Below are 24620 nucleotides of genomic sequence, written 5' to 3' on the forward strand. Positions count from 1 at the left end.
TGCGCTACCAGCCTAAAGCACATCGCCCCAGTCGGCCTTGCGGGCGGCCTTGAAGGTGCGGCCTTCGCGGCGGGTGACGAGGCGCTCGTCCAGCGCGCCGTCGCTGGTGCATAGTTTCAGGCGCACCATGCCGCTTGCCGTTTTCGGTGGGGCGAGCACGCGGGCGGGGCGCTCGTCGGGCTTGTGGCGAGACACCGCCAGATAGCTGAATTTTTCATCCTCCCACGGCACCTCGCCGCCCTTGGCCGTGCGGTGCAGGCGCGAGCGGGCGACGCGGCGGGAGAAATGACACCAGTCGGGCGCTGTCACCGGGCAGGGCGCGTGGTGCGGGCAGGGGGCGAGAATGTGGCCGCCAAGGGCGATGAGCCGGTCGCGTGCGGCAAGAATGCGCTGCCATCCGGCGGGCGTTCCTGGCTCCACGATCACCAGCGTGTCGGCGGTCAGCGCCCAGAGGCGGTCGATCAGCGTTTCGCGTACCGCCGGAGCAAGTTCGTCCAGAACATAGCAGAGCGTCACGAGGTCGGCCGGCGCGATATCGGTGAGACCGTCTTCGACGCTTGCCGCATGCCACCTGGCTTCCACGGGAAGAGCTTCAGCAAGCCTCGCGCCGGTCTCGCGCATGGTAGCGCTCGTTTCGACCAGCGTTGCGGTATCGAGCTCCGGCCATTCCGCGCGAGCAGCCCAGAGCGCGGTGCCCGGGCCGGCGCCCACATCGAGCATGCGTGATGGCGCAAAATCCTCACGCCGTGCTGCTGTTTCCGAAAGACACTGGCGTATGGCGGCATAGGTGGCGGGAAGGCGGGTTGCCAGATAGGCTTTTGCCGCCAGCGCATCGCCCACATGCAAGCTGCCGTCGCGGGTTTCGGCGCGATAGCGCTTCGACAGGCGCCTGGCGGCGTCCTGTATCTCGGAAAGCGGCGTGCCTACCAGAAGTGCGTCGACTGCCTGGCGCAGCGGGGCGGGAAGCTCCATTTGAAACCTGGATGCTTGGTGTGCGAAACCGGTGCGACATAACGGCAGGGGGCAAAAGCCGCAACCGTAACTTTTGACAGCCGTTTCGCCGCGCGCGAAAACACGCTATACAGCGCCGCCAATTCGGAAAGCTCATGGCCAAGGTTCCACTCAAGCTCGACCAGATCATAGACGGCGCAGACCTGCGCGCCGAGCTCGCAGGTTATGCCGAAAAGTCGAGCGGCTCAGAACTGCGCACAAGCGTGATGAAAGCGCTGAAGGCGCGCATTGCGGAAGGCCGGAAAGCCGCCGAAACCATGCTGATGAACGATGGCGGCGGCACGGCCTGCGCGGCCCGCCTCTCGCATCTGATGGATGTGATTATCACTGAGGTGCAGCATTTTGCGGCAACGCACATCTACCCGACACAGAACCCGTCGTCGGCAGAACGCCTGGCGATTGTCGCCGTCGGCGGCTATGGGCGCGGCACGCTGGCGCCCGGATCCGACATCGATCTCCTGTTTCTGCTTCCCTACAAGCAGACACCCTGGGGCGAACAGATCGTCGAATATGTGCTCTACATGCTGTGGGACATGGGGCTGAAGGTCGGCCATGCCACCCGCAACATCGACGAGTGTATCCGCCAGGCGCGCACCGACATGACGATCCGCACTGCCGTTCTGGAAGCGCGCTTCATCTGCGGTGAAAAACCTCTTTACGAAGAGATGGTCGAGCGTTTCGACGAGGAAGTGGTCAAGGATACGGGGGCCGAATACAGCCAGGCCAAGCTTGCCGAGCGCGACCTGCGTCATGCCAAGGCGGGCGAGAGCCGCTATCTGGTCGAGCCCAATGTGAAGGACGGCAAGGGCGGCCTGCGTGACCTGCACACGCTGTTCTGGATCGGCAAATATTTTTACCGCGTGCGCCGCGCGGAAGACCTGGTGGGGCAGGGCGTCTTTACCCGCAAGGAATATCTCCAGTTTCGCAAGGCGGAAGATTTTCTCTGGGCGGTGCGCTGCCACATGCACTTTCTCACCGGAAAGGCGGAAGAGCGGCTGCATTTCGATATTCAGCGCGATATCGCAGAGCGGCTTGGCTATACGAGCCATCCTGGCCTGTCGGCGGTCGAGCGCTTCATGAAGCACTACTTCCTCACCGCCAAGGGCGTGGGCGACCTGACACGCATCTTCTGTGCAGCGCTTGAGGAAGAACAGGGCAAGCACGTGCCCGGCTTCAACCGCTTTTTCATGAATTTCTCGCGCCGCCGCAGAAAACTTGCAGGCACCAGCGATTTCATCGTCGACAATCACCGCATCAACGTGGCGGACGAAGGTGTGTTCGAGCGCGACCGGGTGAACCTGTTGCGGCTGTTCTGGTTCGCCGATCGGCACGGTCTCGAATATCACCCCGAGGCGCTGAAGCTGCTCACCCGTTCGCTCAAGCTGATCGACCGAAATCTGCGCCGTGATAAAGAGGCCAACCGCCTCTTTATGGATGTGCTGACGTCCGACCGCGATCCTGCGCTCAACATGCGCCGCATGAACGAGGCCGGCGTTCTGGGCAAGCTCATCCCCGATTTCAACAAGATCGTGGCGATGATGCAGTTCAACATGTACCACCACTATACGGTCGACGAGCATCTCATCCGCTGCATCGGCGTCCTGTCCGAGATCGAACATGGCGACGGCGAGAAGCTGCATCCGCTTTCCCATTCGCTGATGCCGTCTCTAAAGCCGTGGCGCGAAGTGCTCTACACCACGGTTCTTCTGCATGACATCGCCAAGGGGCGGCCGGAAGACCACGAGACGGCGGGTGCGCGGATCGCCCGCAGGCTGTGTCCGCATATGGGGTTCGATCCCAAGGAAACGGAGATGATCGCCTGGCTGGTCGAGCATCATCTCGACATGTCCATGGTTGCCCAGACGCGTGATCTGAACGACCGCAAGACGATCCAGGACTTCGCCGACATGGTGCAGTCCGTGGAGCGGCTAAAGCTGCTTCTGGTGCTGACCGTCTGCGACATTCGCGGCGTCGGGCCCGGCGTGTGGAATGGCTGGAAGGGCCAGCTTCTGCGCACGCTCTATTATGAGACCGAAGTGCTTCTGACCGGTGGCTTCTCCGAAGCGCCGCGCTCCACCCGTGCGGACGAGGCGCGCCAGCGGCTGGCAGGCGCGCTTGAAGAGCACGGCTGGCCCGAAAAGGACATCGAGGACTATCTCGATCTGCACTACTCGGCCTATCTGCTGGCCGTCGATCTGGATGACCAGATACGCCATGCGGATTTCATCCGCGATGCCGACAGGCAGGAACGGCCTCTTGCAACGATGGTGAAGCCGCACACATTCGAGGCGGTGACCGAGATCACGGTGTTCGCGCCGGACCACCCGCGCCTCCTGTCGATCATCGCCGGTGCCTGCTCGGCAGCCGGCGCGAACATTGTCGACGCGCAGATTTTCACCACCACCCATGGTCGCGCGCTGGATACGATCCTGATCAACCGCGAGTTCGATTTCGATGCCGATGAGCGCCGACGGGCCGAAAGCGTGCGCAGGCTCATCGAGGATGTCCTCTCGGGCAAATCCTATCTGCCCGACATGATCGAGAAGCGCGCAAAACCGCGCCGCGGCACCCGCGCCTTCCGCGTCGAGCCGCGCGTTGAGATCGGCAACACGCTGTCGAACCGTTTTTCCGTTGTCGAGGTGAGGGGGCTCGATCGTCCGGGGCTGCTTTCGGAAGTAACCGAAACGCTGTCCGACCTCTCGCTCGACATTGCCTCGGCACACATCACGACGTTTGGCGAGAAAGTGATCGACACATTCTACGTGACCGATCTCACCGGCCAGAAGATCGTCAGCACCGACAGACTGGATGCGATCCGCAAGGCGCTTTTGAAAACGCTGGAAAGCGGCGTGGAGCGATCGGTGAGAGGCAAATCGCGGACGGCTGCCGAATGAGCATGGTGGCGGTGGATGATGTTTTGCGGGGTAGCGGAGGGAGAATCGTTCCGGCATGGATCCTCGGGTCAAGCCCGAGGATGACGACGGGGTTGGTTGGCCGATCACTCGTATATGCAGCGGCGCAGGCACTACTGAAGAAGCTCGTCATCCTCGGGCTTGACCCGAGGATCCATGCCAGCGCATCTCAGCATTGCAATTCTTTGGATTGCGGCCCCCATCCCGCACCTATTTTCAGGTCTTCCTACCCATGAGTCTCATCGGAAAATTCGCCAGTGTCGGCAGCGCGACCATGGCAAGCCGCATCCTCGGCTTTGCGCGCGAAGCGCTGATTGCGGCCGCCATTGGCGTTGGGCCGGTTACGGACGCCTTCTATGCTGCGTTCCGCTTTCCCAACCTCTTCCGCCGGCTCTTCGCCGAAGGGGCGTTCAACACCGCCTTCATTCCGCTCTTCGCCAAGGAGATGGAGGGCGGTGGTGTTGAGGCCGCACGGCGCTTTGGCGAGGATGTGTTGGCCGTTCTGATGACGGTGCTTCTGGCGCTTTCGTCCGCCGCCATGCTCGCAATGCCGTTTCTGGTCTCGACCATCATCGCACCGGGCTTTGCCGCTTCGCCGGAGAAGTTCGACCTGACGGTGATCATGACGCGGATCATGTTCCCCTATCTGTTCTGCATGTCGCTGGTCGCCATGTTCTCCGGCATTCTGAATGCGATGCGCCACTATTTCCTGGCGGCATTGGTGCCGACGCTTCTCAATGTGATTTTGATCGGGGTTCTGCTCGTCGCGCTTTTCTGGCAGTTCGACCCGCGCCAGACGGGCATCTGGCTTGCCTGGGGCGTGTTCGCCTCGGGTCTGGCACAGCTGTTCTTTCTGATACAGGGTGCGCGTCACGCGGGCTACTCCATGCGGGTGCGGCGTCCGCGCCTCACGCCTGGTGTAAAACGCCTGCTTGTGCTCATGGCGCCGGCGCTTCTGACCGGCGGCATCATGCAGATCAACCTGCTGGTCGGGCAGATCATCGCCTCCACTCAGGACAACGCCATCGGCCTCCTGAACTTCGCCGACCGCATCAACCAGCTGCCGCTCGGCGTCATCGGCATTGCCGTGGGCGTGGTGCTTCTGCCGGAGCTTTCCCGCGCCCTGAAGGCTGGCGATCACGCCGATGCGCAGCACCTGCAGAACCGCTCCATGGAGTTCGCGCTGGGGCTCACACTGCCGGCCGCCGTAGGGCTCATGGTCATGCCGGCCCCCATCGTCGCCATCCTTTATGAGCGCGGTCAGTTTACGGCACTCGATACGGCAATGACAGCTGCCGCGCTCGCCGCCTTCGCCAGCGGTTTGCCGGCCTATGTGCTGACGAAAGTGTTCCAGCCGGCCTTCTTCGCGCGCGAAGACATGAAAACGCCGATGTGGTTCTCGCTGATCACTGTGGTGGTGAACATTGCAGCGAGCCTGCTCTTCTTCCCCGTCTACGGCCATGTGGCGATCGCCGCGGCAACCTCGCTTTCAGCCTGGGTGAATGTGCTTCTTCTGGCGGTCACCCTTTGGCGGCGTGGCGATTTCCGACCTTCGTCGCTAACCCTGCGGCGCATCGCTTTCATGCTGCTCGCCAGCGCAGTGATGGGCGTGGTCGTCTGGGGAATGCTGACAGGTCTACCGCAGTTTGTCGGGCACGACCTTCTGATCGTACGCATTCTCACCGTTGTCGCCATCGTCGTGCTCGCGGCGGTTGCCTATTTCGGCGTGGCGCTTGCAACCGGTGGGATCGACCGGAAGGAGCTTGCCCGTGCCCGGCGGCGGGACCGCAAGAACGTCTCCCATTAACGGAATGCGAAGGCGGTGCATCTAGCATCGCCTCATTGTTCCGGGGGAGAGGCATGCAGCAACGGCTCTACTATATCGATTTTCTGCGTGTCTCCGCGTTCATGCTGCTGATCGCCTATCACGCTTCGGTCGCCTTCTTCCCGGACATGAAATGGCTGATCGAGGCGCCGGAGGGCAGCACCACCCTGTCGCTGATCATGAAACACCCACGCGCCTGGCGGCTTGCCCTGCTTTTCTTCGTGTCAGGCATGGGAACCTGGTTCGTCTATCGGCGGTGCCACGATCTCAGCTTTCTGACCGGCCGGTTCACGCGCCTCTTCCCGCCGCTGATTTTCGCCATGTGCGTCATCATCGTTCCGCAGGTCTGGTATGAACGCATGTATGAGGAGGGTTATCAGGGCTCCTTCCTGACGTTCTGGCTCACGCGCTATTTCACCGAAGGCAAATATCCCGACGGGAATTTTACCTGGGCGCATATGTGGTTCGTTGCCTATCTGCTGGTGATGACCATCGTCTGCTATCCGGTTTTCCGGCTGATCGATCAGCCCTTCATGAAGCCGGTGACCGACTGGTTTCAACGGGTGGCAGGCTCCGGATCGGTCTACCTGCTCTTCCTACTGCCGCTCGTGCTCAATCTTGTGCTGTCGCCCGTTTTCCCGCGCCAGACCAATGCGCTCTACAATGACGGCGCCTGGTTTGCGGTATGGGCGAGCTGGTTCGGGCTTGGCTTTCTTTTCGCCAGATACCATCAAGCGCTGATTGGGAATGTCGTGGGTTTACGCTGGCAAAGCGCCGGGTTGGCAGCAGCGCTGACGGCGGCGCTCTACCTCTTTTCCTGGACAGGAACCGGCGGTGCTTTCATCGGCGACTATGAAACCATGACGCCGCTCTTCAAGACGCTCCTGATGGCGCTGGCATGGACGATGATCCTGGCGCTGTGCGGGTTTACGGCGAAGCATCTGAACGCACCGAGTGTTACTGTCTCATGGCTCAACCGCAAGGTCTTTCCACTTTACATCGTGCATCAGACCGTGGTTCTGGCCGCGCTCTATTATGTTCTGCCGCTCGGACTTGGCGTCTGGACCGAATATGCGTTGGTTCTGACTGCGACGTTTGCCGGCTCGTTCCTGTTCGCCATCGCGGTTGAGTGGCTGCCCGGCCGGAGCGGCATTCTGGCGGGGCTCGCACCGCGCGGTCGGCCCTTGCCCGCCGGCGGAGCGGAAACGCAATCGGTGCGTGGGGCTTGATTGCCGGTTTCGCGTCGTTCATAAGCCATGGCGCGCGGTTTTCGCGCTTCAAAAGGCATTCAGGAACGATCCATGAGCGAATTCAGGGAGCTCGTCTTCTCCGGCGTTCAGCCGACGGGCAATCTTCACCTCGGCAATTATCTGGGCGCGCTGCAGAAGTTTGTCGCGCTGCAGGACAGCCATGAGTGCATCTATTGTGTCGTCGATCTGCACTCGCTGACCGCGACCATGGCGCATGACGATCTGGCCGACCAGACGCGTTCGATCACCGCCGCCTTCCTGGCGAGCGGCATCGACCCGAAGAAGAACATCGTCTTCAACCAGAGTCAGGTGCTGCAGCACGCAGAACTCGCATGGATATTCAACTGCGTCGCGCGCATCGGCTGGATGAACCGCATGACGCAGTTCAAGGACAAGGCCGGCAAGGACCGTGAGAACGCGTCCCTCGGTCTGCTCGCCTATCCGAGCCTGATGGCGGCTGACATTCTCGTCTACCGCGCCACCCACGTTCCGGTAGGGGACGATCAGAAGCAGCACCTCGAGCTGACGCGCGACATTGCGCAGAAATTCAACAATGACTTCTCCGGGCGCATTGCCGAGCTTGGCTATGGCGTGGAGATGGAGGTGGGCGAAGAAAAGGTGAACGGCTTCTTCCCGTTGACCGAACCGCTCATCGAAGGCGCGATCACCCGTGTGATGAGCCTGCGTGACGGCTCCAAGAAGATGTCCAAATCGGACCCGTCCGACCTGTCGCGCATCAATCTTACGGACGACGCTGACGCCATCGCCAAAAAGATCAAGAAGGCAAAGACCGACCCCGAGGCTCTGCCTTCAGAAGTGGACGGCCTGGCCGAGCGGCCCGAGGCGCAGAACCTTGTTGGCATCTATGCCGCGCTTTCCGGTGCCACCAAGGCGGATGTGCTTGCGGAGTTCGGTGGGCGGCAATTCTCCGAGTTCAAGCCGGCGCTGGCGGAGCTTGCGGTCGAGAAACTCTCGCCGATCGCCGGCGAGATGCGCCGCATTCTTGCGGATCCGGCTTATATTGACGGTGTTCTGCGTGAAGGCGCCGGCCGGGCGCGCGAGAAGGCGGAAGCGACCATGAAGATGGTGCGCGAGATCATCGGGCTCATCGACGGGTGAGCCCTTTGAACACCCCGTCTTGCCGAAAGCCGTTCGCGATGGCAGATTGCGCGGAAATGGCGGGTCACTCGCCGGCGAAACAGGACGTGTGAATGGTCTCCAAGCGACTGATCCGCGAGGCGGGACACCGCCGCAAGTTCCTTGCCATCATTGATGACACGCCCGAATGCGAGCGGGCCGTTGCCTACGCGGCGCGGCGCGCCCAGTCGACAAATGGCGTTCTGGTGCTTCTTTTCGTGATCGAACCCGGCGACTTCCAGCACTGGCTGGGGGTCGAGCAGATCATGCGTGAGGAAGCGACGGCAACGGCCAATGCAGCACTCGACACGCATGCCACCAAGGTGCGCGAGACAATCGGCATCGAGCCGGAACTCGTGGTGCGCGAAGGCAAGTCCGCCGACGAGATTCACAAGCTGATCGAAGAGGACCAGGACATCGCCATCCTCGTTCTGGCAGCGGGCAGTTCCAAGGAAGGGCCGGGGCCGCTGGTCTCGTCCATTGCCGGTAAGACGGCCGCTTTTCCCATCCCCGTCACCGTCGTGCCGCAGAATCTGAGCGACGAGGAAATCGAAAGCCTGGCATAGGGGCGCGACGCTCCCCATATGTGCGCTTGAACACCGGAGCGATTCCACCTATTTTAGAATCATTCCAAGAAACGCCAGATCGGAAAACCACCATGTTCATTCAGACTGAAGCGACCCCCAATCCCGCGACGCTGAAATTCCTGCCTGGCCGGGTGGTTCTGGAAGAAGGAACGGCCGATTTCCGCGAGGCGGAGTCGGCGGCAGAGACATCGCCGCTGGCCGAGCGGCTGTTTTCGGTCTCCGGCGTGACTGGAGTCTTCTTCGGTTATGACTTCATTACCGTCACCAAAGAGGACGGTCCGGACTGGCAGCATCTGAAGCCGGCCATTCTTGGCACCATCATGGAGCACTTCATGTCGGGCCAGCCGGTCATGGCCAAGGCAGGGCTCGGCGGCCTTCCGGTTTCCGACGAAGGCGAGTTCTACGACGAGGCGGATGAGGAAATTGTTTCGACCATCAAGGAGCTGCTCGATACGCGTGTACGCCCGGCGGTTGCCCAGGATGGCGGCGACATCACTTTTCGCGGCTACGAGAAGGGCACCGTCTTTCTGCATATGAAAGGTGCCTGCGCGGGCTGCCCGTCTTCCACGGCCACGTTGAAGCACGGCATCCAGAACCTGCTCCATCATTTCGTTCCGGAAGTTCGGGAAGTCGAACAGGTGCTCTGATCGCTCCCGCGTCAGGATCAAGACAAGAAAAAACCGGGCTCCAGAGCCCGGTTTTTTTCAGGGTCGGATCGACTGACCCCGGTCGCTGAGACGGTTTCTACCGCTTAACGATTACTTTAGCACCAACTTCGGTACGGTTGTAAAGGTCAATGATGTCCTGATTCATCAATCTGATGCATCCCGACGACATTGCCTTGCCGATGGAGCGCCATTCCGGCGTGCCGTGCAGGCGATAGCCGGTGTCGCCACCGCGGTTGAACAGATAGAGCGCGCGTGCGCCGAGCGGATTGGACAGGCCGGGCGGCATGCCGCGGCGCCATTTCGCCAGCTCCGGCTGACGGCCGATCATCGCAGACGGCGGCGTCCAGGTCGGCCACTCGCGCTTCATGGCGATGCGCGCCGTGCCCGCCCATTCAAAGCCCTCACGACCAACGCCGATGCCATAGCGCATGGCTTTGCCGCCATCCATCACGAGGTAGAGAAACTTGGCATTGGTGTCGACAATGATGGTGCCAGGCTTTTCCTTGGTTTCGTAGGAAACAATCTGACGGTGATACTGGCGGGGAACTTCATTGATCGGAATGCGGGGAAGCTGGTAGCCAGCGTCTTTCACCGTGCCGTAGTCGGACGTGAAAACCTTGAAAGGACCGCCCGTCGTACAGCCGGCAAGTGCCGTTGCAAGCCCCAGTGCCGCAGCGACGGCGATGGATTTGAATTTCATGTGTTCCCCCAGCCCGGATACCTTAATTATGCCTGAAGCGCGTCGTAATCTGATCATCATTGTTAAATTCTTGGTTAACAAATTGCCAAGGCTTAGGCCGCGCTGACGTAGCGGAAGCCCCTTATTGACTCACATTATTGCAAACAGGCAACACAATCCCCAGTTTCTGCATTGATGAAAGCGCAGGAGTCGCATCATGAATGTTGGACAGGCCGCCCGCCGTTCGGGATTACCGGCTAAGACGATTCGCTATTATGAGGAAATTGGCTTGATAGCACCGCAGCGTGCGGGCAACGGCTATCGCGCCTACAGCGATCAGGACCTCCATTTTCTGACATTTCTGAAGCGCGCGCGGGGGCTTGGCTTCTCCATCGACGAATGCCGGCAACTCATGGCTCTCTATCGGGATAAAGAGCGGGCAAGCCAGGACGTGCGCGATATAGCCGTGTCCCATGTGGCGGCAATCGACGACAAGATCGCTGAACTGCAATCCATGCGCGCAGTTCTCAACAAGCTGATCCTTGCCTGCCGGGGCGATGAACGTCCGGATTGCCCAATCCTCAATGACATCGCCGGAGCACGGTAAGGCTTCAAACGGGGCTATGAGGATGGCATAATTCCGCAATGCCGATCATCTCTCCGATTCCCGTCAACCCTCTGGCCGATGGGCGCCAGTCGGATCGCGCCATGGTCATCCGACGCGGCGTGCAACGCCTGCTGATGAGCATGGGGGCCGTTGTGTTGCCGGAGTTGACGCTTGCCACCGGTCGTCGCGCCGATCTCGTGGCGCTGACGCGGAAAGGCGATATCTGGATCATCGAGATCAAGTCGTCGGTTGAGGATTTTCGAGTGGATCGGAAATGGCCGGATTACCGCCAGCACTCCGATCGCTTCTTCTTTGCGACCCACCCGGAAGTGCCGGCAGAGATTTTCCCCGAGGAGTGCGGCTTTATCCTGTCTGACGGCTATGGGGCCGAGATCCTGCGCGAGCCCGACGAACACCGGCTCGCCGCCGCCACTCGCAAGGCGATGATGCTGCGCTTTGCGCGGGCGGGTGCGGCGCGTGTCACCGCCGCGGAGCTTGCCGGCATCGAGGTTCCGCTTGCCGAAGGTGAGGCGGGCTGAGGCTCAGGGCGTGATGGGTGCGCGGCCCGTCGCCAGTGCATGGTCGAGATATTCGACACGGTCCTGCCCGAAGAAGGCCTCGCCGTTCAGCACATAGGTGGGCACGCCGACAGCATCGGCCTCGACCGAGTCTTTCGTATTCTGCGCGCGGATTGCGGCAATCGCTTCGCTTTGGGCGGCTTCGAGAATGGATGCGGCGTCGAACTTCTCCAGTTCCAGATATTTCGCCAGCGTGTCGGGATCGGCGATGTTCTCCTCGTTCGCCCACACGGCGGCGAAAACACGCTCCATATAGCTCATGGGGTCGTGCCCCCCGGCGACCAGGGCAGCAATCACATGGTCTGAAAGAGCCGGGTCGACCGGCCAGTGCCTTGGCGTCTTGTTGATGGGCATGCCGCGGAAGTCCGCGATGCGCTGCAGTTCCACCAGCCGCAGCCGCTGGCGCACCGGAGGGCGCTTTGCCGGCGGGACCGCACCGGAAATCTCCCACACACCCATCAGGTTGACCGGCTTCACCCGCACGGTCGCGCCATGTTTGGACAGAACCGTCCGCAGTGGCTGATGACCCAGATAGGTGAAGGGCGAAGCGGATGTGAAATAGTAGTCGACGGTGGCTGGCATGAGTGTCTCCGGTACATTTTCCGAGGCTGAAACTAGGGTCAGGACCTATTAATATGGTCGCAATGGTCGGCCTGATTTGTGCGGATACGCGAAGCAGGACCGCAGGAAGACTTCACGTCTTTCAAGGTCTTGCGACAAAGTAGGCCGTGCAAATCAGGCCGATCCGAAGGACGCTCGATAGACCAGCGACCTGCCGCGTCAAACCCCTTGACCGGGGAAAGGCCCCGCTCTGCGGGCTTTTCCTCGCATCTCTTGGTCTATCGAACGCCATTGCGGCCATATTAATGGGTCCTGACCCTAGCGAGCCAGGCGCCGCACCGATAGACGTCAGACCAACACTTTTGCGCGAGCGCGCAGGCCCTGATGCGAGGCCATGAAAGCCTTTTCCTCGTCATTTGGAGCGCGCGGTGCCGTATCGACGCCGAGCGCGCTCATCAACTCGTCCATCGGAACGAAGCGCTTTCCGCGATAATCGTAAACACCTCCGGTGGTGAGGATCATGGCGGCGATACGACCGTCCTGGAGGACGAAACGATGCCGACCAATGATCTGTGTACCGTCCCACGTCTCGATGGTGGAGACCACGTCGAAACGCTGCCACAGGCGAACCTCGCGCACATAGGCCGTCTGAAGTCCGCCAAGCAGCGGCGCCCAGCCGCGTTTGCGGGCTGCCGCCACCAGACCGCTGCGCAGAAAAATGTCGATCCGCCCCATATCCGCCAGCATCATGTAGCGGGCGTTGTTGAGGTGGATGTTCATGTCGATGTCGGTCGGCAGGCAGCGGAACGAGAGCGTGCTCTCATCGCCCAGCCGGTAGACGCCCCGGCTCTTGCGTGTGGCGGCCACGCGAAGAAGACGCATCCAGACATACATGGTTTTCTATCCTGAGAGGTTGGTGCTGCGGCCGGCGTTTGCCCGGCAAAGCAACGTTTCGAAATTGTGCCCTGTTCAACGTTCCGGACGCATTACTGCATCCGGAACGGAGTTTTTTCGCTTTCGCAGCAAAAGCCTCAGGCGGCCTTCTTCTCCGCCGCCTTTTCAGGCGCAAAGCGTTGGTAGAAGGTCTCGCCGCTCTCGGCCATGTCCAGAAGGAGTTTCGGCGCCTTGAACTGCTTGCCGTACTTCTTCTGCAGGCGCTTGGTCATGGCGACGAAGGCGTCCGCTCCCATCCCGTCGATATAGGAGAGGGCGCCGCCCGTGTAGGGCGCGAAGCCGAAGGCGAGAATGGAGCCGACATCCGCTTCGCGCGGATCGACCACAATGCCTTCCTCCATGATGCGGGCCGCTTCCAGCGCGATTGTCGCAAGGAAGCGCTCCTGCAGTTCCTCGACATCGATCTTGTCCGGGCTCTTCTGCGGATAGAGATCCTTCAGGCAGGCCCACAGATGTTTCTTCGCGGGCTTGGCCGGATAGTCATAGAAGCCCTTGCCGTTTTTGCGGCCAAGACGGCCATGCTTGTCGACCAGCGTGTCGATCAGCTCCATGTGGCGCGGGTCGACGGCCTTGGGGCCGAGATCGCGCACGGTCTGCTTCATGATCTTCTGTGCAAGATCGACAGCCGTCTCATCGGTGAGGGCGAGCGGGCCGACCGGCATGCCGGCCATCTTCGCCGCGTTCTCCACCATCGGGGCGGGTACGCCTTCGATGACCATGGAGAATGCCTCCTGCATGTAGCGCAGGACGCAGCGATTGACGTAGAAGCCACGCGTGTCATTGACCACGATAGGCGTCTTCTTGATGGCGCGCACATAGTCCATCGCCATGGCAAGCGCCTTGTCGCCGGTCTTCTTGCCCATGATGATCTCGACCAGCATCATCTTGTCGACGGGCGAGAAGAAGTGGATGCCGATGAAGTTCTTTGGTCGTTTCGAGTTCTTCGCCAAACCCGAGATCGGAATGGTCGAGGTGTTGGAGGCGAAGACGGCGGACGGTTTCAGAACGGCCTCGGCCTTCTCGGTCGCCGTTTTCTTGATCTCGGAATCCTCGAACACGGCCTCGATCACCAGATCGCAGCCTTCAAGCTCGGCATAATCGTCGCTCGGCGTGATGAGCGAAAGGAGCTTTTCCTTGTCTTCGGCGGTGGCGCGGCCCTTCTTGATGGCCTTGTCCATCAGGTCGGCGGAATGCGCCTTGCCCTTCTCGGCGGATGCCGTGTCGCGGTCGATCAGAACGACCGGAATGCCGGCTTTCGCCGTCACGAAGGCGATGCCGGCGCCCATGAAGCCGGCACCGAGCACGCCGATCTTTTTAAATTTCTTTGCCGGCACATCGTCCGGACGGCGCGCGCCCTTGTTGAGCTCCTGTAGCGAGACGAAGAGCGAGCGGATCATCATCTTCGCTTCGGTCGTCTGCATGATCTCGGTGAAATAGCGCTGCTCGATGGTGAGCGCGGTGTCGAAGGGCACCAGCATGCCCTCATAGACGCATTTCAGGATCGCGCTTGCTGCCGGGTAATTGTTGTAGGTCTCGCGGCGCAGGATGGCGATTGCCGGCGGCCAGAGGTTCGCGCCCGCTGCCGAATAGACCGGACCGCCCGGCAGTTTAAAGCCCTTCTCGTCCCATGGCTGAACCGGGCTGAGGCCGTCGAGGATCATCTTCTTTGCTGTCTCGACCAGCTTCTTGGGTGCTGCGATCTCGTGGATCAGCCCCATGGCCTTCGCCTTCTGCGGCGTCAGCGTCTGGCCGGTGGTCAGCATCTGCAGGGCTTCCTGCGGCTTGGCCAGACGCGGCACGCGCTGGGTGCCGCCTGCGCCGGGGAAAATGCCCACTTTCACTTCGGGAAGCGCCATCTTCACTGCCGGGCTGTCGGCTGCGACACGGCCATGGCAGGCGAGCGAAAGCTCGAACGCGCCGCCCATGCAGGTGCCGTTGATAGCCGAGACCCACGGCTTGCCGGAGGTTTCAAGCTTGCGCCAGAGCCAGCCCATGCGCCCGGCATTGTCGAACAGAAGCTTGACCGCCTTCTTGGGGTCCTTGGCCTTCTCCTTCTCGAACTGGCCGAGCATCTTTTGCAGCATGGTCAAATCCGCGCCGCCCGAAAAGGTCTCCTTGCCGGAGGTGATGACAGCGCCCTTGATCCCGTCACTGCCTGCAACGTGATCGATGATCGCGTCCAGCTCGTTCATCACCTCTTCGGTGAAGACGTTCATGGAGCGGTCCGGCATGTCCCAGGTGACGAGCGCGATGCCGTCTGCGTCCACGTCAACGGTGAAATTCTTGTAGTCGGTCATGGTCTGATCTCTCCCCGACAGCTCAAACGCGTTCGATGATGGTTGCGGTGCCCATGCCCGCGCCGATGCACAACGTCACGAGTGCCGTGTTCAGGTCGCGGCGCTCCAGTTCGTCGAGAACCGTGCCGAAAATCATCGCGCCGGTCGCACCCAGCGGGTGGCCCATCGCGATTGCGCCGCCATTCACATTGATCCGGTCGTGGTCGATCTCGAAGGCCTGCATGTAACGCAGCACCACGGAGGCGAAAGCCTCGTTCAGTTCGAACAGGTCGATGTCCGAAAGCTTCATCCTGGCTTTCTTCAGAAGCTTTTCCGTCACGTCCACCGGCCCGGTCAGCATGATCGCTGGCTCGGAGCCGATATTGGTGAAGGCGCGGATTTTCGCGCGCGGCGCGAGCCCCATGGACTTGCCGGCCTTGCGTGAGCCGAGCAGCACGGCAGCGGCACCATCGACGATGCCCGACGAATTGCCGGCATGGTGCACATGGTTGATGCTTTCAAGCTCCGGATAGCGCTGCACGGCCACGGCGTCGAAACCGCCCATTTCGCCGGGCATCACGAAGGATGGATTCAACTGGCCAAGCGCCTGCATGTCGGTGCCGGGGCGCATGTGCTCGTCATGATCGAGAATAGTCAGGCCGTTCTGGTCTTCCACGGGGATCACCGACTTCTTGAAATAGCCCTTGTCCCAGGAGTTCTTGGCGCGCTTCTGGCTCTCCACGGCATAGGCATCCACATCGTCGCGTGAAAAGCCGTATTTCGTGGCGATCAGGTCGGCGGACACGCCCTGCGGCATGAAATAGGAGGGGATGCCGACCGAAGGGTCCATGAACCATGCGCCGCCGGACATGCCCATGCCGACGCGCGACATGCTCTCCACGCCGCCGGCAATGACGATTTCGTCGGAGCCGCCGGCGATCTTGGCCGCGCCCAGATTGATGGCGTCGAGGCCCGATGCGCAGAAGCGCGAGATCTGCATGCCCGGAGCCGCGTTCGCGTAGCGCGCCTCGAAGGCGGCCGAGCGCGGGATCACGGAGCCGGCTTCACCGACCGGATCGACGCAGCCGAAAATGATGTCGTCCACCTTTGCGGTGTCGAGGCCGTTGCGGTCGCGCACGGCTTCCAGAACTTTCGCGCCAAGGCGCACGGCGGGCACCTCGTGCAGCGAACCGTCCTTCTTGCCGCGTCCGCGCGGCGTGCGCACGGCATCATATACATAAGCGTCAGCCATATCGGTCTCCCTGCTTTACCGACCCAACGCGGGGTCGTGCGATTGGTTCAAAGGGTTCTGGCGATCACCAGCTTCATGATCTCGTTGGTGCCGCCATAGATGCGCTGCACGCGGGCGTCGCGATACATGCGCGCGATGGGATATTCGTTCATATAGCCATAGCCGCCGTGGAGCTGCAGGCATTCGTCGACCACCTTGCACTGCAGGTCGGTGAGCCAGTATTTGACCATGGAGGCGGTGGCGGTATCGAGATTGCCGGCGAGGTGACGTGCCACGCAATCATTGTAGAAAACGCGGCCGACCGTTGCCTCGGTTTTCAGTTCCGCCAGTTTGAACTGGGTGTTCTGAAAGTCGATCACCTTCTGGCCGAAGGCCTTGCGCTCTTTCACATAGTCGATGGTGACGGCCAGAGCGCGCTCGATCATGGCTATCGCCTGAGCGCCGATCAGAAGCCGCTCCTGCGGGAGTTGTTGCATGAGCTGCACAAAGCCCTGACCTTCCTCATGACCGAGAAGATTGGCGGTTGGCACACGCACATCGTTGAAGAAGAGTTCCGAAGTGTCGTTGGACTTGAGGCCGATCTTGTCGAGGTTGCGACCGCGCTCAAACCCTTCGGCCTCGTCGGTTTCGACCACGATCAGGGATGTGCCCTTCGCGCCCTGGCTAGGGTCCGTCTTGGCCACCACTATTACGAGATTGGCTAACTGCCCGTTGGTGATGAAGGTCTTGGAGCCGTTGAGGCGGTAATGGTTTCCATCCTTCTCCGCCCGCGTTTTCACACCCTGAAGATCGGACCCGGCACCGGGTTCGGTCATGGCGATCGCTCCGATCAGCTCGCCGCTCGCGAGCTTCGGCAGCCAGCGCTGCTTCTGCTCTTCCGAGCCGTAATGGAGGATGTATGGCGCGACGATGGCGTTGTGGAGCGCAATGCCGAAACCATCGACGCCCACATGGCTGATCGCTTCGATGATCGCGCTTTCATGGGCGTAGGTGCCGCCCGCACCGCCATGATCCTCCGGCATCGAGGCGCAGAGAAGGCCCGCAGCGCCGGCCTTCTCCCAGCTCGCGCGGTCGAAGATCTCCGCCTTCTCGAACGCTTCATAGTGAGGCGCAATCTCTTCCGTCAGGAAGCGGCTCGCCATGTCATAGAGCATGGCGACGTCTTCACCGGCCCAGTCGGGCCGAGAAAGGCCAAGTACGGACTGTGGGTCTGCCACTCTACGCCTCCTCGCTGACAACGCTGCGCACTAGCGTAGGCACGCTAGAACGAGCACGGCTTTCATACCAGTCAAAACGCCTCTTCCGGCAGGGCCATCATCGCGTCGGCGCCGGTGGAGATACGGGCGAGGTGCGCCGCCGTTTCGGGCATGACGCGCTCCATGAAATACCGGCCGGTGGCGATCTTGGCCTCAAGGAACGAGGCGTCGCCATTGGCACCGGCGGCAATCTGCTCCTGCGCTTTCTTGACCATTCGGCCCCACATGTAGCCGAGCGCCACAAGGCCCATCAGATGCATGTAGTCATGGGAGGCCGCACCCGCATTGTCAGGCTTCTGGACCGCGTTCTGCATCAGCCAGAGCGAAGCGGCCTGCAGGTCGTTAAGGCCTTTCTTGAGTGCCTTCGTGAAGGGGGCCATCGCCTCGTCTCCACGATGGGCCTCACAGAAATCGCCGACTTCTTTGAAGAAGGCCTGTGCGGCGCGGCCACCTTTGGCCGGCAGTTTGCGGCCCACCAGATCCAGCGCCTGAATGCCGTTCGCGCCCTCGTAGATCATGGCGATGCGGGCGTCACGCACGAACTGGCTCATGCCATGTTCCTCGATATAGCCGTGACCGCCGAACAGCTGCTGCGCCATGACGGCGTGCTCGAACCCCTTGTCGGTGAGAACACCCTTGATCACGGGCGTCATCAGCGCCAAGAGATCGGATGCCGCTTCGCGGTCCATCTCGTCTTCGGAGAGATGCGCGATGTCGGATTTGAGCGCGGTCCACAGGATCAGCGCACGTCCGGCCTCGTTGAAGGCGCGCATCGTCATCAGATTGCGGCGCACATCCGGGTGGACGATGATCGGATCGGCCTTCTTTTCCGGCGCTTTCGGCCCTGTGAGCGAGCGGCCCTGTAGACGTTCGCGGGCATATTCCACCGCGCCCTGATAGGCAGCCTCGCCGACGGCGTGGCCCTGCAGGCCGACGCCGAGGCGCGCCTCGTTCATCATCGTGAACATGGCTTTGAGGCCGCCATGCTCCTCGCCAAGCAGATAGCCGGTGGCGTCGTCATAATTCATGACGCAGGTGGCATTGCCGTGAATGCCCATCTTTTCCTCGATGGCTCCGCAGGAAACCGCATTGCGCGCACCGGGCGTGCCGGCATCGTCGATCATCACCTTCGGCACGATGAAGAGCGAGATGCCCTTCACGCCGGCGGGCGCGCCCTCGATGCGGGCCAGAACCAGATGGATGATGTTTTCCGAGAGATCGTGCTCGCCCGCGGAAATGAAGATCTTCTGGCCGGAAATTTTGTAGCTTCCGTCGCCGTTTGGCACGGCTTTGGAAGTCAGAAGGCCCAGGTCGGTGCCGCAATGGGGCTCGGTCAGATTCATGGTGCCGGTCCAGGTGCCTTCCACCATCTTCGGCAGCCACTTCTGCTTCTGCTCCTCGGTCCCATGTGTAAGGATCGCTGCGATGGCGCCCTGTGTGAGGCCCGGATACATCATCAGCGCCATATTGGCGGAAACCAGATATTCGCTGACGGCCGAGTGCACCGTGTAGGGGAGGCCCTGGCCGCCGTATTCTGCAGGCACGGAAAGGCCCAGCCAGCCGCCTTCGCAATATTGACGGTAGGCATCACCAAAGCCCTTCGGCGTCGTGACGGAACCATCCTCATGGCGGGTGCAGCCTTCGATGTCGCCTGTGCGATTGAGCGGCTGCATGACGTTTTCGGCCAGCTTCGCGCCTTCGCTCAGGATCGCTTCGACGATGTCCGGCGAGGCGTCGGCAAAGCCCGGCAGATTGTCGTAATTGCCGTAGCCAAGAACATCGTTGAGCACGAACAGCGTATCGCGCACGGGCGCACTGTAGGTCGGCATGAGACTCCTCCAGCTCTCGGAACAAAGGCGCGAACAGAGCTTTCGCGCAGCATCGGAAGCGCTCTAGCAAATTTTGACGTTTGCGTAAACGTCAAAAACGACGCGCGGCGTCACAAAGCCCCGTGCCGACCAGTGCCGGCACGGTGAGTTCTGGAATGAAACTGAAGCTGCGGCCCCGCAGCGGAGAGCGCGCCGGAGCAATCTGCAGTCAGGTGGAATGGCCTGACATCTGCAGAAATTCAGATGATGACAGGGCGTCCGGGCGGTTTGTCCCCGGCATCTGCCTCCCGTCCAGATTGGTCGTGTGCGCAAATGCCGGGTAGAGAAAAACCGCTGGCGGTGTTCCGCCGGTCTTCAGTCCGGATGTGTCGGACGAAATCAGCCGGCGGTGCCCAGAGCCGAGGCGGTATTCAGCCGGGCGCCGACGTCCGCGATCAGCTTCTTCAGCTCGGAAATCGCATCCTCGATGGAGCGATGCTGTTTCTGAAGCCGCACCATCTGGCGTTCGGATTTCGTCAGGACGAGTTGCAACTGCTCGACATTGCCCTCCGTGCGATCCGCCTTTGGGTCGTGAAGGTCAAGCACTTCCTTTATGTCGCTCAGCGAGAAGCCGATCTTACGGCCAAGCAAAATCTGCTGGAGGCGGAGCTTGTCGTTGCGCGAATAGAGGCGTGTCGTGCCCACGCGCTCCGGCGTCAGCAGGCCTTTGTCTTCGTAAAAGCGCAGGGCGCGAAGGGTGACGCCGAATTCGCGCGCCATCTCGCCAATGCGGGTGAATTCTTCGGAGGTCTCGGGAGAATCATTTCCCTCGGCGGTCTTTTCGACAGCCATTGCAATGTTCGTCATGATCACTGTTCCGTATCGAATGAACACTCCGGCGGGGAAACCGGAATGGTGACATGCCTGACGGCCAAACTTCGCCGACGGGCGAAGGACGCACCGCTCAGACACGTTTAGAAGGCGGGCTTATGCGTCGCAGAATACGGCATTACAAGGGCCTTTGGCCAAATTGTGAACGGCTTGCCAACAACCTTTTTGCCGGATTTTCGCGCGTATGCTTAATCGCCGGTAAGAAATGTTAACTCCGTGTTTACCATGATCGGGGAATTGTGGACCCGTCAGCAGACCATGCCCGTTCGCGTTCGAAGCCTGGGCATGGCGGCCTGACCGTGGGTGTCTCTGAAGTGTTTGTCTTCTGCCTTACCGGCGTACCAAAGCTGAAGGGCCCGCGCGGCAAGAACTATCGATGGCCAACCGGCAACCGGTGGAGAGGCGGGCGTTCCGATGAACAACAAGCGTTCCTATCTGGAAAACATAAATGCCGGTCGTCGTCGGCGGCCAAGGGCCAACGCGTCTCTTGATGAGATCAACCGCACGCTGGAAGAAATGGAGCATCGGCTTGGACGTGCCACCGGTCGTTTCGATCAGCAGGCGGAGGAAAACGAGGTCGCTCGTCGCATCCAGGAACTGTCCGAAACGGTGTCCCAGACCTACGCCCGGCCTGGGGAGCGCCCTGCGCCGCACCGGCACAAGGTCGCGCCGCAGGCCTATTTCGAGCGCGCCGCGCACGAGCTTGAGCGCAGCCACAGGCAGGAGCGCGAAGTCTCATCGATTGGCAGTATCGCCAGCGAGCTGAAGACCCTGCGCTCGGAGCTTCGTGATGCAATGCGCTCCGGCCTCAACGATGAATTCACCACGCTGCGCCGTGAACTGGCGGGCATTATGGCCTCGGTACCCAACAGTGCGTTGAGCAGCGAGCTTGTGGTTGAATTTGAACGCCTCTCCAATGCCATCGCACAGCTTGCCGAGCGCAGCGATGACAAGAACGTCAAGATGCTGCGCCTGGAAATGGAGGAGTTGAAATCATCGATTTCCAATCTCGCGCGCGAAGAGACGCTGCGCGCCGTCGATCAGCGCTGGGACGCGCTCGACGATCGCTGGAGCGCGTTCGAGACTCGTGTTTCCAATGATATTCGCAGGAGCGACCCGGCGATCGAGATGCTGCATCAGCGCATCGAAGAGATCGCCCACGCGGTCAACAACCTGCCGGAATCCCTCTCGATCCAGTCGCTTGAGGACCGGGTACGCACGCTTGCGGGCGCACTCGACCAGTTGCTGGAGCGCAAGCAGCAGAGCAATCCCGAAGTTTATGCTGCCCTGGATGAACGTCTTGACGAGATCAGCAGGGCAATCGCGGCCTCCGCTCCGAAGGCGCAGGCCGCGAGTTTCGATCCACAGCCCTTCGAGCGTATCGAGGCGCGGATTTCCTCTCTCGCCAGTCAGGTGTCTGAACTGCTTTCTGAACGTTCGGGCGGCGAGGCGGTCGGCCAGCTCAGCGAACAGCTCTATTCGCTGTCGCAGCGTGTCGACGAAATCGCCCACCGTATCGACATGCCGGAACAGACTGTGGAACGCCTTGCCGGCCAGATCGCCGGCATCGCCGAAAAGCTCGATACCGCCCCGCAGCCGCAGATTGCGGAGCACATGCTGCGCGGTATTGAAGATCGGTTCGCGCATCTTTCCCAGCTCATTGAGGAGCGGCAGGGTGACGTCGCCGAGCAGGGCCGGACGCTGGTTGACGAGCTGGAACGCCGTCTGCAGGAGATTTCCGCGCGGATCGATGAGCGCGGCAATCCGGCTCACGACGAAGCGGGCATCATGGCGACGATCGACGCACGCTTCAACGAGCTGGCCGCGCGCCTCGACGTTGGCGCTGGTGAAGCCCGCGATGGTGAAGCGCTTCGTGCGCTCGAGGCACGGCTCGACGACATCTCGGGACGTTTGCAGGCCTCTTCTTCACAGGCCTCTTCCGTCGATCCCGAGGTGATCCGGAATCTCGAAGCGCAGGTGCGCAGCCTTTCTGAACACCTTTCGCGCCCGGGTGCCGACCTGCCGGAATTCGAGGATCTGGGCCCGCGTCTGGAGAACATCGAGCGCTCCATTCACGAGAACCGTGCCGCTGTTGTCGAAGCAGCGCGGCACGCTGCGGAGCAGGCGATCGGCGCACTCGGAAACGCTCCTCAGGCGGAGGCATTCGATCGTGAGCTGCGGGCAGAATTGCGGGCTCTTGAGGAACTTACGCGCAAGTCGGACGAACGCAACACCAAGACGTTTGAAGCCATTCACGACACGCTCCTCAAGATCGTCGACCGCATCGGCGCAGTGGAAACCACGTCGAAAGCCGGCGCGGGTAGCGATGCGACGAAAATCGCCGTTGCAGCCGCTCCCTCGATTTCGCCCGCTGGCGATGAGGCCGTGGAAACGGTGACGCGCGATTATGAGCCGGCACCAAACCGCTCGCCGGCCGAGGCTGCGGCTGCTGCGGCCCGTGCGGCTCTGGATGAGGACGGGCAAAAGGAGCCGGTGAAGCCGGGACGCACCTCGCTTCTGGGCGGTTTGTCACGGGCATGGAGCACGCGCGGCGAAAAGCAGCAGGCCGAGGCCGAGGTCGAGGAGGACGTCTTCGAGGAAGCCGAGCTGGAGGCCGATGGAAGCCTTGAGGCGGTAGAGCTGGATGCTGAACGCATCAATGAGCCACTCGAACCAGGCTCCGGCGCTCCCGATCTCAATGCAATCCTGCGCCGTGTGCGTGATGAGAAGAAGGCACCGGTCCGCGCGGAGACGGATGACGCTGCGAAATCGGATTTCATTGCCGCGGCAAGACGGGCGGCGCAGGCTGCTGCCGCCGAGGCGGAGATTCTGAAGAAACGTCGGGCCGACGCCACCGAAGAAACCGGTCGCTTCGGCCTCGGGCGCCTCCTCAAGCGCAGCAGGAAACCGCTTATGGTGATGCTCGGAGCCGGCATTGTCGCCGCCGGTGGGTATCAGGTCGGAAAGACATACCTGTCGAACTCGACATCCATCCCGATGCCAGTCGCAAGCGATAGCTCGATGCCGGAGCCAGCGGCCGTTGTGGCCGGCACCAGCACTGCGGCGGAAGATCGCCGGGTGCGTGTCGTGGATGAGCAGCCGCTGGACGAAGCGTCCCCCAGCGAGGCAGTCGACGAGACGGTCGATACACTGGCCTCCATGCCGCAGATGGATGCACCTGCGCAGGGCAAGTTTGAGGAGCCGCTTTCAACGACCGAGACGGCCAACCTTCCCGAAGCACCGCCTGTGGAAGCCGTTCAAACGGTTTCGCTGGATGAAATCCCGATGGATGCCGGGCCGGTGCCGCTTCGTGAAGCGGCCGCGGCAGGAGATCCGAAGGCGTATTTCGAGATTGCCAGCCGCTATGCGGATGGACGCGGGACGACGGCGGACATGGCGAAGGCCGTCGAATGGTACACGAAGGCCGCCGAAGCCGGCTTCGCGCCCGCTCAATACCGGGTCGGTGATCTCTATCAGAAGGGTACCGGCGTCGAGCGTGACGCGGCAAAGGCGAAGATGTGGTTCCAGCTTGCGGCACAGCAGGGCAATGCGGGTGCCATGCACAATCTGGGTGTTCTCTACGCCATGGGTGCCGACGGGCCGGCAGACAACAGCTCTGCCGCACGCTGGTTCCTTGAAGCGGCGGAGCATGGCGTCAAGGACAGCCAGTTCAACCTTGGCATCCTTTCGGCCAAGGGCATGGGGGTGCCGCAGGACCTGACCGAAGCCTATAAGTGGTTTGCCATCGTCGCCAATGGCGGTGACAGGGACGCTGCCAGCAAACGCGACGAGATCGCGGCTGCTCTGTCACCGGAGAAACTGGAACAGGCGAAAAACAAGACCGCTTTGTGGAAAGCCAAATCCATTGACCCCGCCGTCAACATGGTTGATGTGCCTGAATCCTGGCGTGAGAGCCGTGAACTGACTGCAAGCGTCGACATGAAGAAGGCGGTCACCAACATTCAGCTTATCCTGAACCAGCAGGGGTTTGATGCGGGCAAGCCGGACGGCATCATGGGCGGCAAGACCAAGACGGCGATCAGCGCTTTCCAGAAGGCCAACGGCATGACGCCGACCGGAGAGGTCGACGAGGCTCTGGTGCGTGCACTTCTGGAAAAGAACAAGGCAGCGGCCGCTGCTCAGTAGGGCAGCTTCGCATCTGATGGACAGCCGGCTTTTAGGGTCAGGACCCAAAGTGTGTCCGAACGGACGCACTTCACCTTCGCCGGGCAAGTCGTTCAAACTTTTCCCGATTTGGTGACAACTCGGTTTGACTTCGTGATCGCCAGAGCGCAGAACGGAAGCACGCATAACGCTTCCACATCTCGCCCGGCGCCGTCGTCGGGGAAACAATTATTCGGGTGCCGC

The 24620-nt window shown here is 61.4% G+C and carries 18 protein-coding genes; 9 read left to right on the top strand and 9 right to left on the bottom strand.

The window, feature by feature from the left end:
• Window positions 1-12: 12 nt before the first annotated feature.
• A complete protein-coding gene (locus BLW55_RS14090) occupies window positions 13-972 on the bottom strand; it encodes a small ribosomal subunit Rsm22 family protein (protein ID WP_090329218.1) in 960 nt (319 codons plus the stop codon).
• 134 nt (window positions 973-1106) lie between these two features.
• Between BLW55_RS14090 and BLW55_RS14095 the strand changes: the two genes are divergently transcribed.
• From BLW55_RS14095 to BLW55_RS14120, 6 genes are all read left to right on the top strand, one after another.
• Window positions 1107-3905, top strand: coding sequence for a [protein-PII] uridylyltransferase (locus BLW55_RS14095; RefSeq protein ID WP_090329219.1), 2799 nt, complete (start codon window positions 1107-1109; stop codon window positions 3903-3905).
• Window positions 3906-4155: 250 nt separating this feature from the next.
• The gene (gene murJ, locus BLW55_RS14100; RefSeq protein ID WP_090329220.1) at window positions 4156-5730 is read left to right on the top strand and encodes a murein biosynthesis integral membrane protein MurJ; all 1575 of its coding nucleotides are present in this window, start codon (window positions 4156-4158) and stop codon (window positions 5728-5730) included.
• 53 nt (window positions 5731-5783) lie between these two features.
• Window positions 5784-6977 (top strand): acyltransferase family protein, encoded by a 1194-nt coding sequence (locus BLW55_RS14105; protein WP_090329221.1) that lies wholly within the window; start codon window positions 5784-5786, stop codon window positions 6975-6977.
• 72 nt (window positions 6978-7049) lie between these two features.
• Entirely contained in the window at window positions 7050-8117 is a 1068-nt protein-coding gene (trpS, locus tag BLW55_RS14110) for a tryptophan--tRNA ligase (protein WP_007008141.1), read from the top strand.
• A 92-nt stretch (window positions 8118-8209) separates the two neighbouring features.
• On the top strand, window positions 8210-8701 hold the full coding sequence (locus tag BLW55_RS14115) for a universal stress protein (protein ID WP_007008142.1): 492 nt from the start codon (window positions 8210-8212) through the stop codon (window positions 8699-8701).
• Window positions 8702-8793: 92 nt separating this feature from the next.
• On the top strand, window positions 8794-9369 hold the full coding sequence (locus BLW55_RS14120) for a NifU family protein (RefSeq protein ID WP_007008143.1): 576 nt from the start codon (window positions 8794-8796) through the stop codon (window positions 9367-9369).
• 97 nt (window positions 9370-9466) lie between these two features.
• Here BLW55_RS14120 and BLW55_RS14125 read toward each other — a convergent pair whose 3' ends face one another.
• Window positions 9467-10090: a L,D-transpeptidase gene (locus BLW55_RS14125; protein ID WP_007008144.1), complete on the bottom strand. Its 624-nt coding sequence runs from the start codon at window positions 10088-10090 to the stop codon at window positions 9467-9469.
• Window positions 10091-10286: 196 nt separating this feature from the next.
• On the opposite strand from BLW55_RS14125, the gene cueR reads away from it, so the two are divergent.
• Together cueR and BLW55_RS14135 are read left to right on the top strand one after the other, a co-directional pair.
• Window positions 10287-10676 carry a Cu(I)-responsive transcriptional regulator gene (gene cueR / locus BLW55_RS14130; RefSeq protein ID WP_007008145.1) on the top strand — a complete coding sequence of 130 codons (390 nt, stop codon included), beginning with the start codon at window positions 10287-10289 and terminating at the stop codon, window positions 10674-10676.
• Window positions 10677-10714: 38 nt separating this feature from the next.
• On the top strand, window positions 10715-11215 hold the full coding sequence (locus BLW55_RS14135) for an MmcB family DNA repair protein (protein ID WP_007008146.1): 501 nt from the start codon (window positions 10715-10717) through the stop codon (window positions 11213-11215).
• 3 nt (window positions 11216-11218) lie between these two features.
• Here BLW55_RS14135 and BLW55_RS14140 read toward each other — a convergent pair whose 3' ends face one another.
• The 7 genes from BLW55_RS14140 to BLW55_RS14170 all read right to left on the bottom strand — a co-directional run bounded on the left by BLW55_RS14140 (window position 11219) and on the right by BLW55_RS14170 (window position 20228).
• On the bottom strand, window positions 11219-11836 hold the full coding sequence (locus tag BLW55_RS14140; RefSeq protein WP_090329222.1) for a 2-hydroxychromene-2-carboxylate isomerase: 618 nt from the start codon (window positions 11834-11836) through the stop codon (window positions 11219-11221).
• A gap of 327 nt (window positions 11837-12163) precedes the next feature.
• Window positions 12164-12709, bottom strand: a complete 546-nt coding sequence (locus BLW55_RS14145) for a thioesterase family protein (RefSeq protein WP_090329223.1) — start codon at window positions 12707-12709, stop codon at window positions 12164-12166.
• Between the two features lie 137 nt (window positions 12710-12846).
• Window positions 12847-15066 carry a 3-hydroxyacyl-CoA dehydrogenase NAD-binding domain-containing protein gene (locus BLW55_RS14150; protein ID WP_090329224.1) on the bottom strand — a complete coding sequence of 740 codons (2220 nt, stop codon included), beginning with the start codon at window positions 15064-15066 and terminating at the stop codon, window positions 12847-12849.
• A gap of 22 nt (window positions 15067-15088) precedes the next feature.
• Window positions 15089-16297: an acetyl-CoA C-acetyltransferase gene (locus tag BLW55_RS14155; RefSeq protein ID WP_090329225.1), complete on the bottom strand. Its 1209-nt coding sequence runs from the start codon at window positions 16295-16297 to the stop codon at window positions 15089-15091.
• Window positions 16298-16344: 47 nt separating this feature from the next.
• Window positions 16345-17451 (bottom strand): acyl-CoA dehydrogenase family protein, encoded by a 1107-nt coding sequence (locus BLW55_RS14160; protein WP_244509173.1) that lies wholly within the window; start codon window positions 17449-17451, stop codon window positions 16345-16347.
• A 134-nt stretch (window positions 17452-17585) separates the two neighbouring features.
• Window positions 17586-19382, bottom strand: coding sequence for an acyl-CoA dehydrogenase C-terminal domain-containing protein (locus BLW55_RS14165; RefSeq protein ID WP_090329227.1), 1797 nt, complete (start codon window positions 19380-19382; stop codon window positions 17586-17588).
• Window positions 19383-19760: 378 nt separating this feature from the next.
• Window positions 19761-20228: a MerR family transcriptional regulator gene (locus BLW55_RS14170; RefSeq protein ID WP_025029969.1), complete on the bottom strand. Its 468-nt coding sequence runs from the start codon at window positions 20226-20228 to the stop codon at window positions 19761-19763.
• A gap of 438 nt (window positions 20229-20666) precedes the next feature.
• Between BLW55_RS14170 and BLW55_RS14175 the strand changes: the two genes are divergently transcribed.
• The gene (locus BLW55_RS14175; protein WP_090329228.1) at window positions 20667-24398 is read left to right on the top strand and encodes a peptidoglycan-binding protein; all 3732 of its coding nucleotides are present in this window, start codon (window positions 20667-20669) and stop codon (window positions 24396-24398) included.
• Window positions 24399-24620 lie beyond the last annotated feature (222 nt).

Origin of the sequence: Nitratireductor aquibiodomus, from assembly GCF_900105565.1 — a bacterium.
GTDB classification, from domain to species: Bacteria; Pseudomonadota; Alphaproteobacteria; order Rhizobiales; family Rhizobiaceae; genus Nitratireductor; species Nitratireductor aquibiodomus.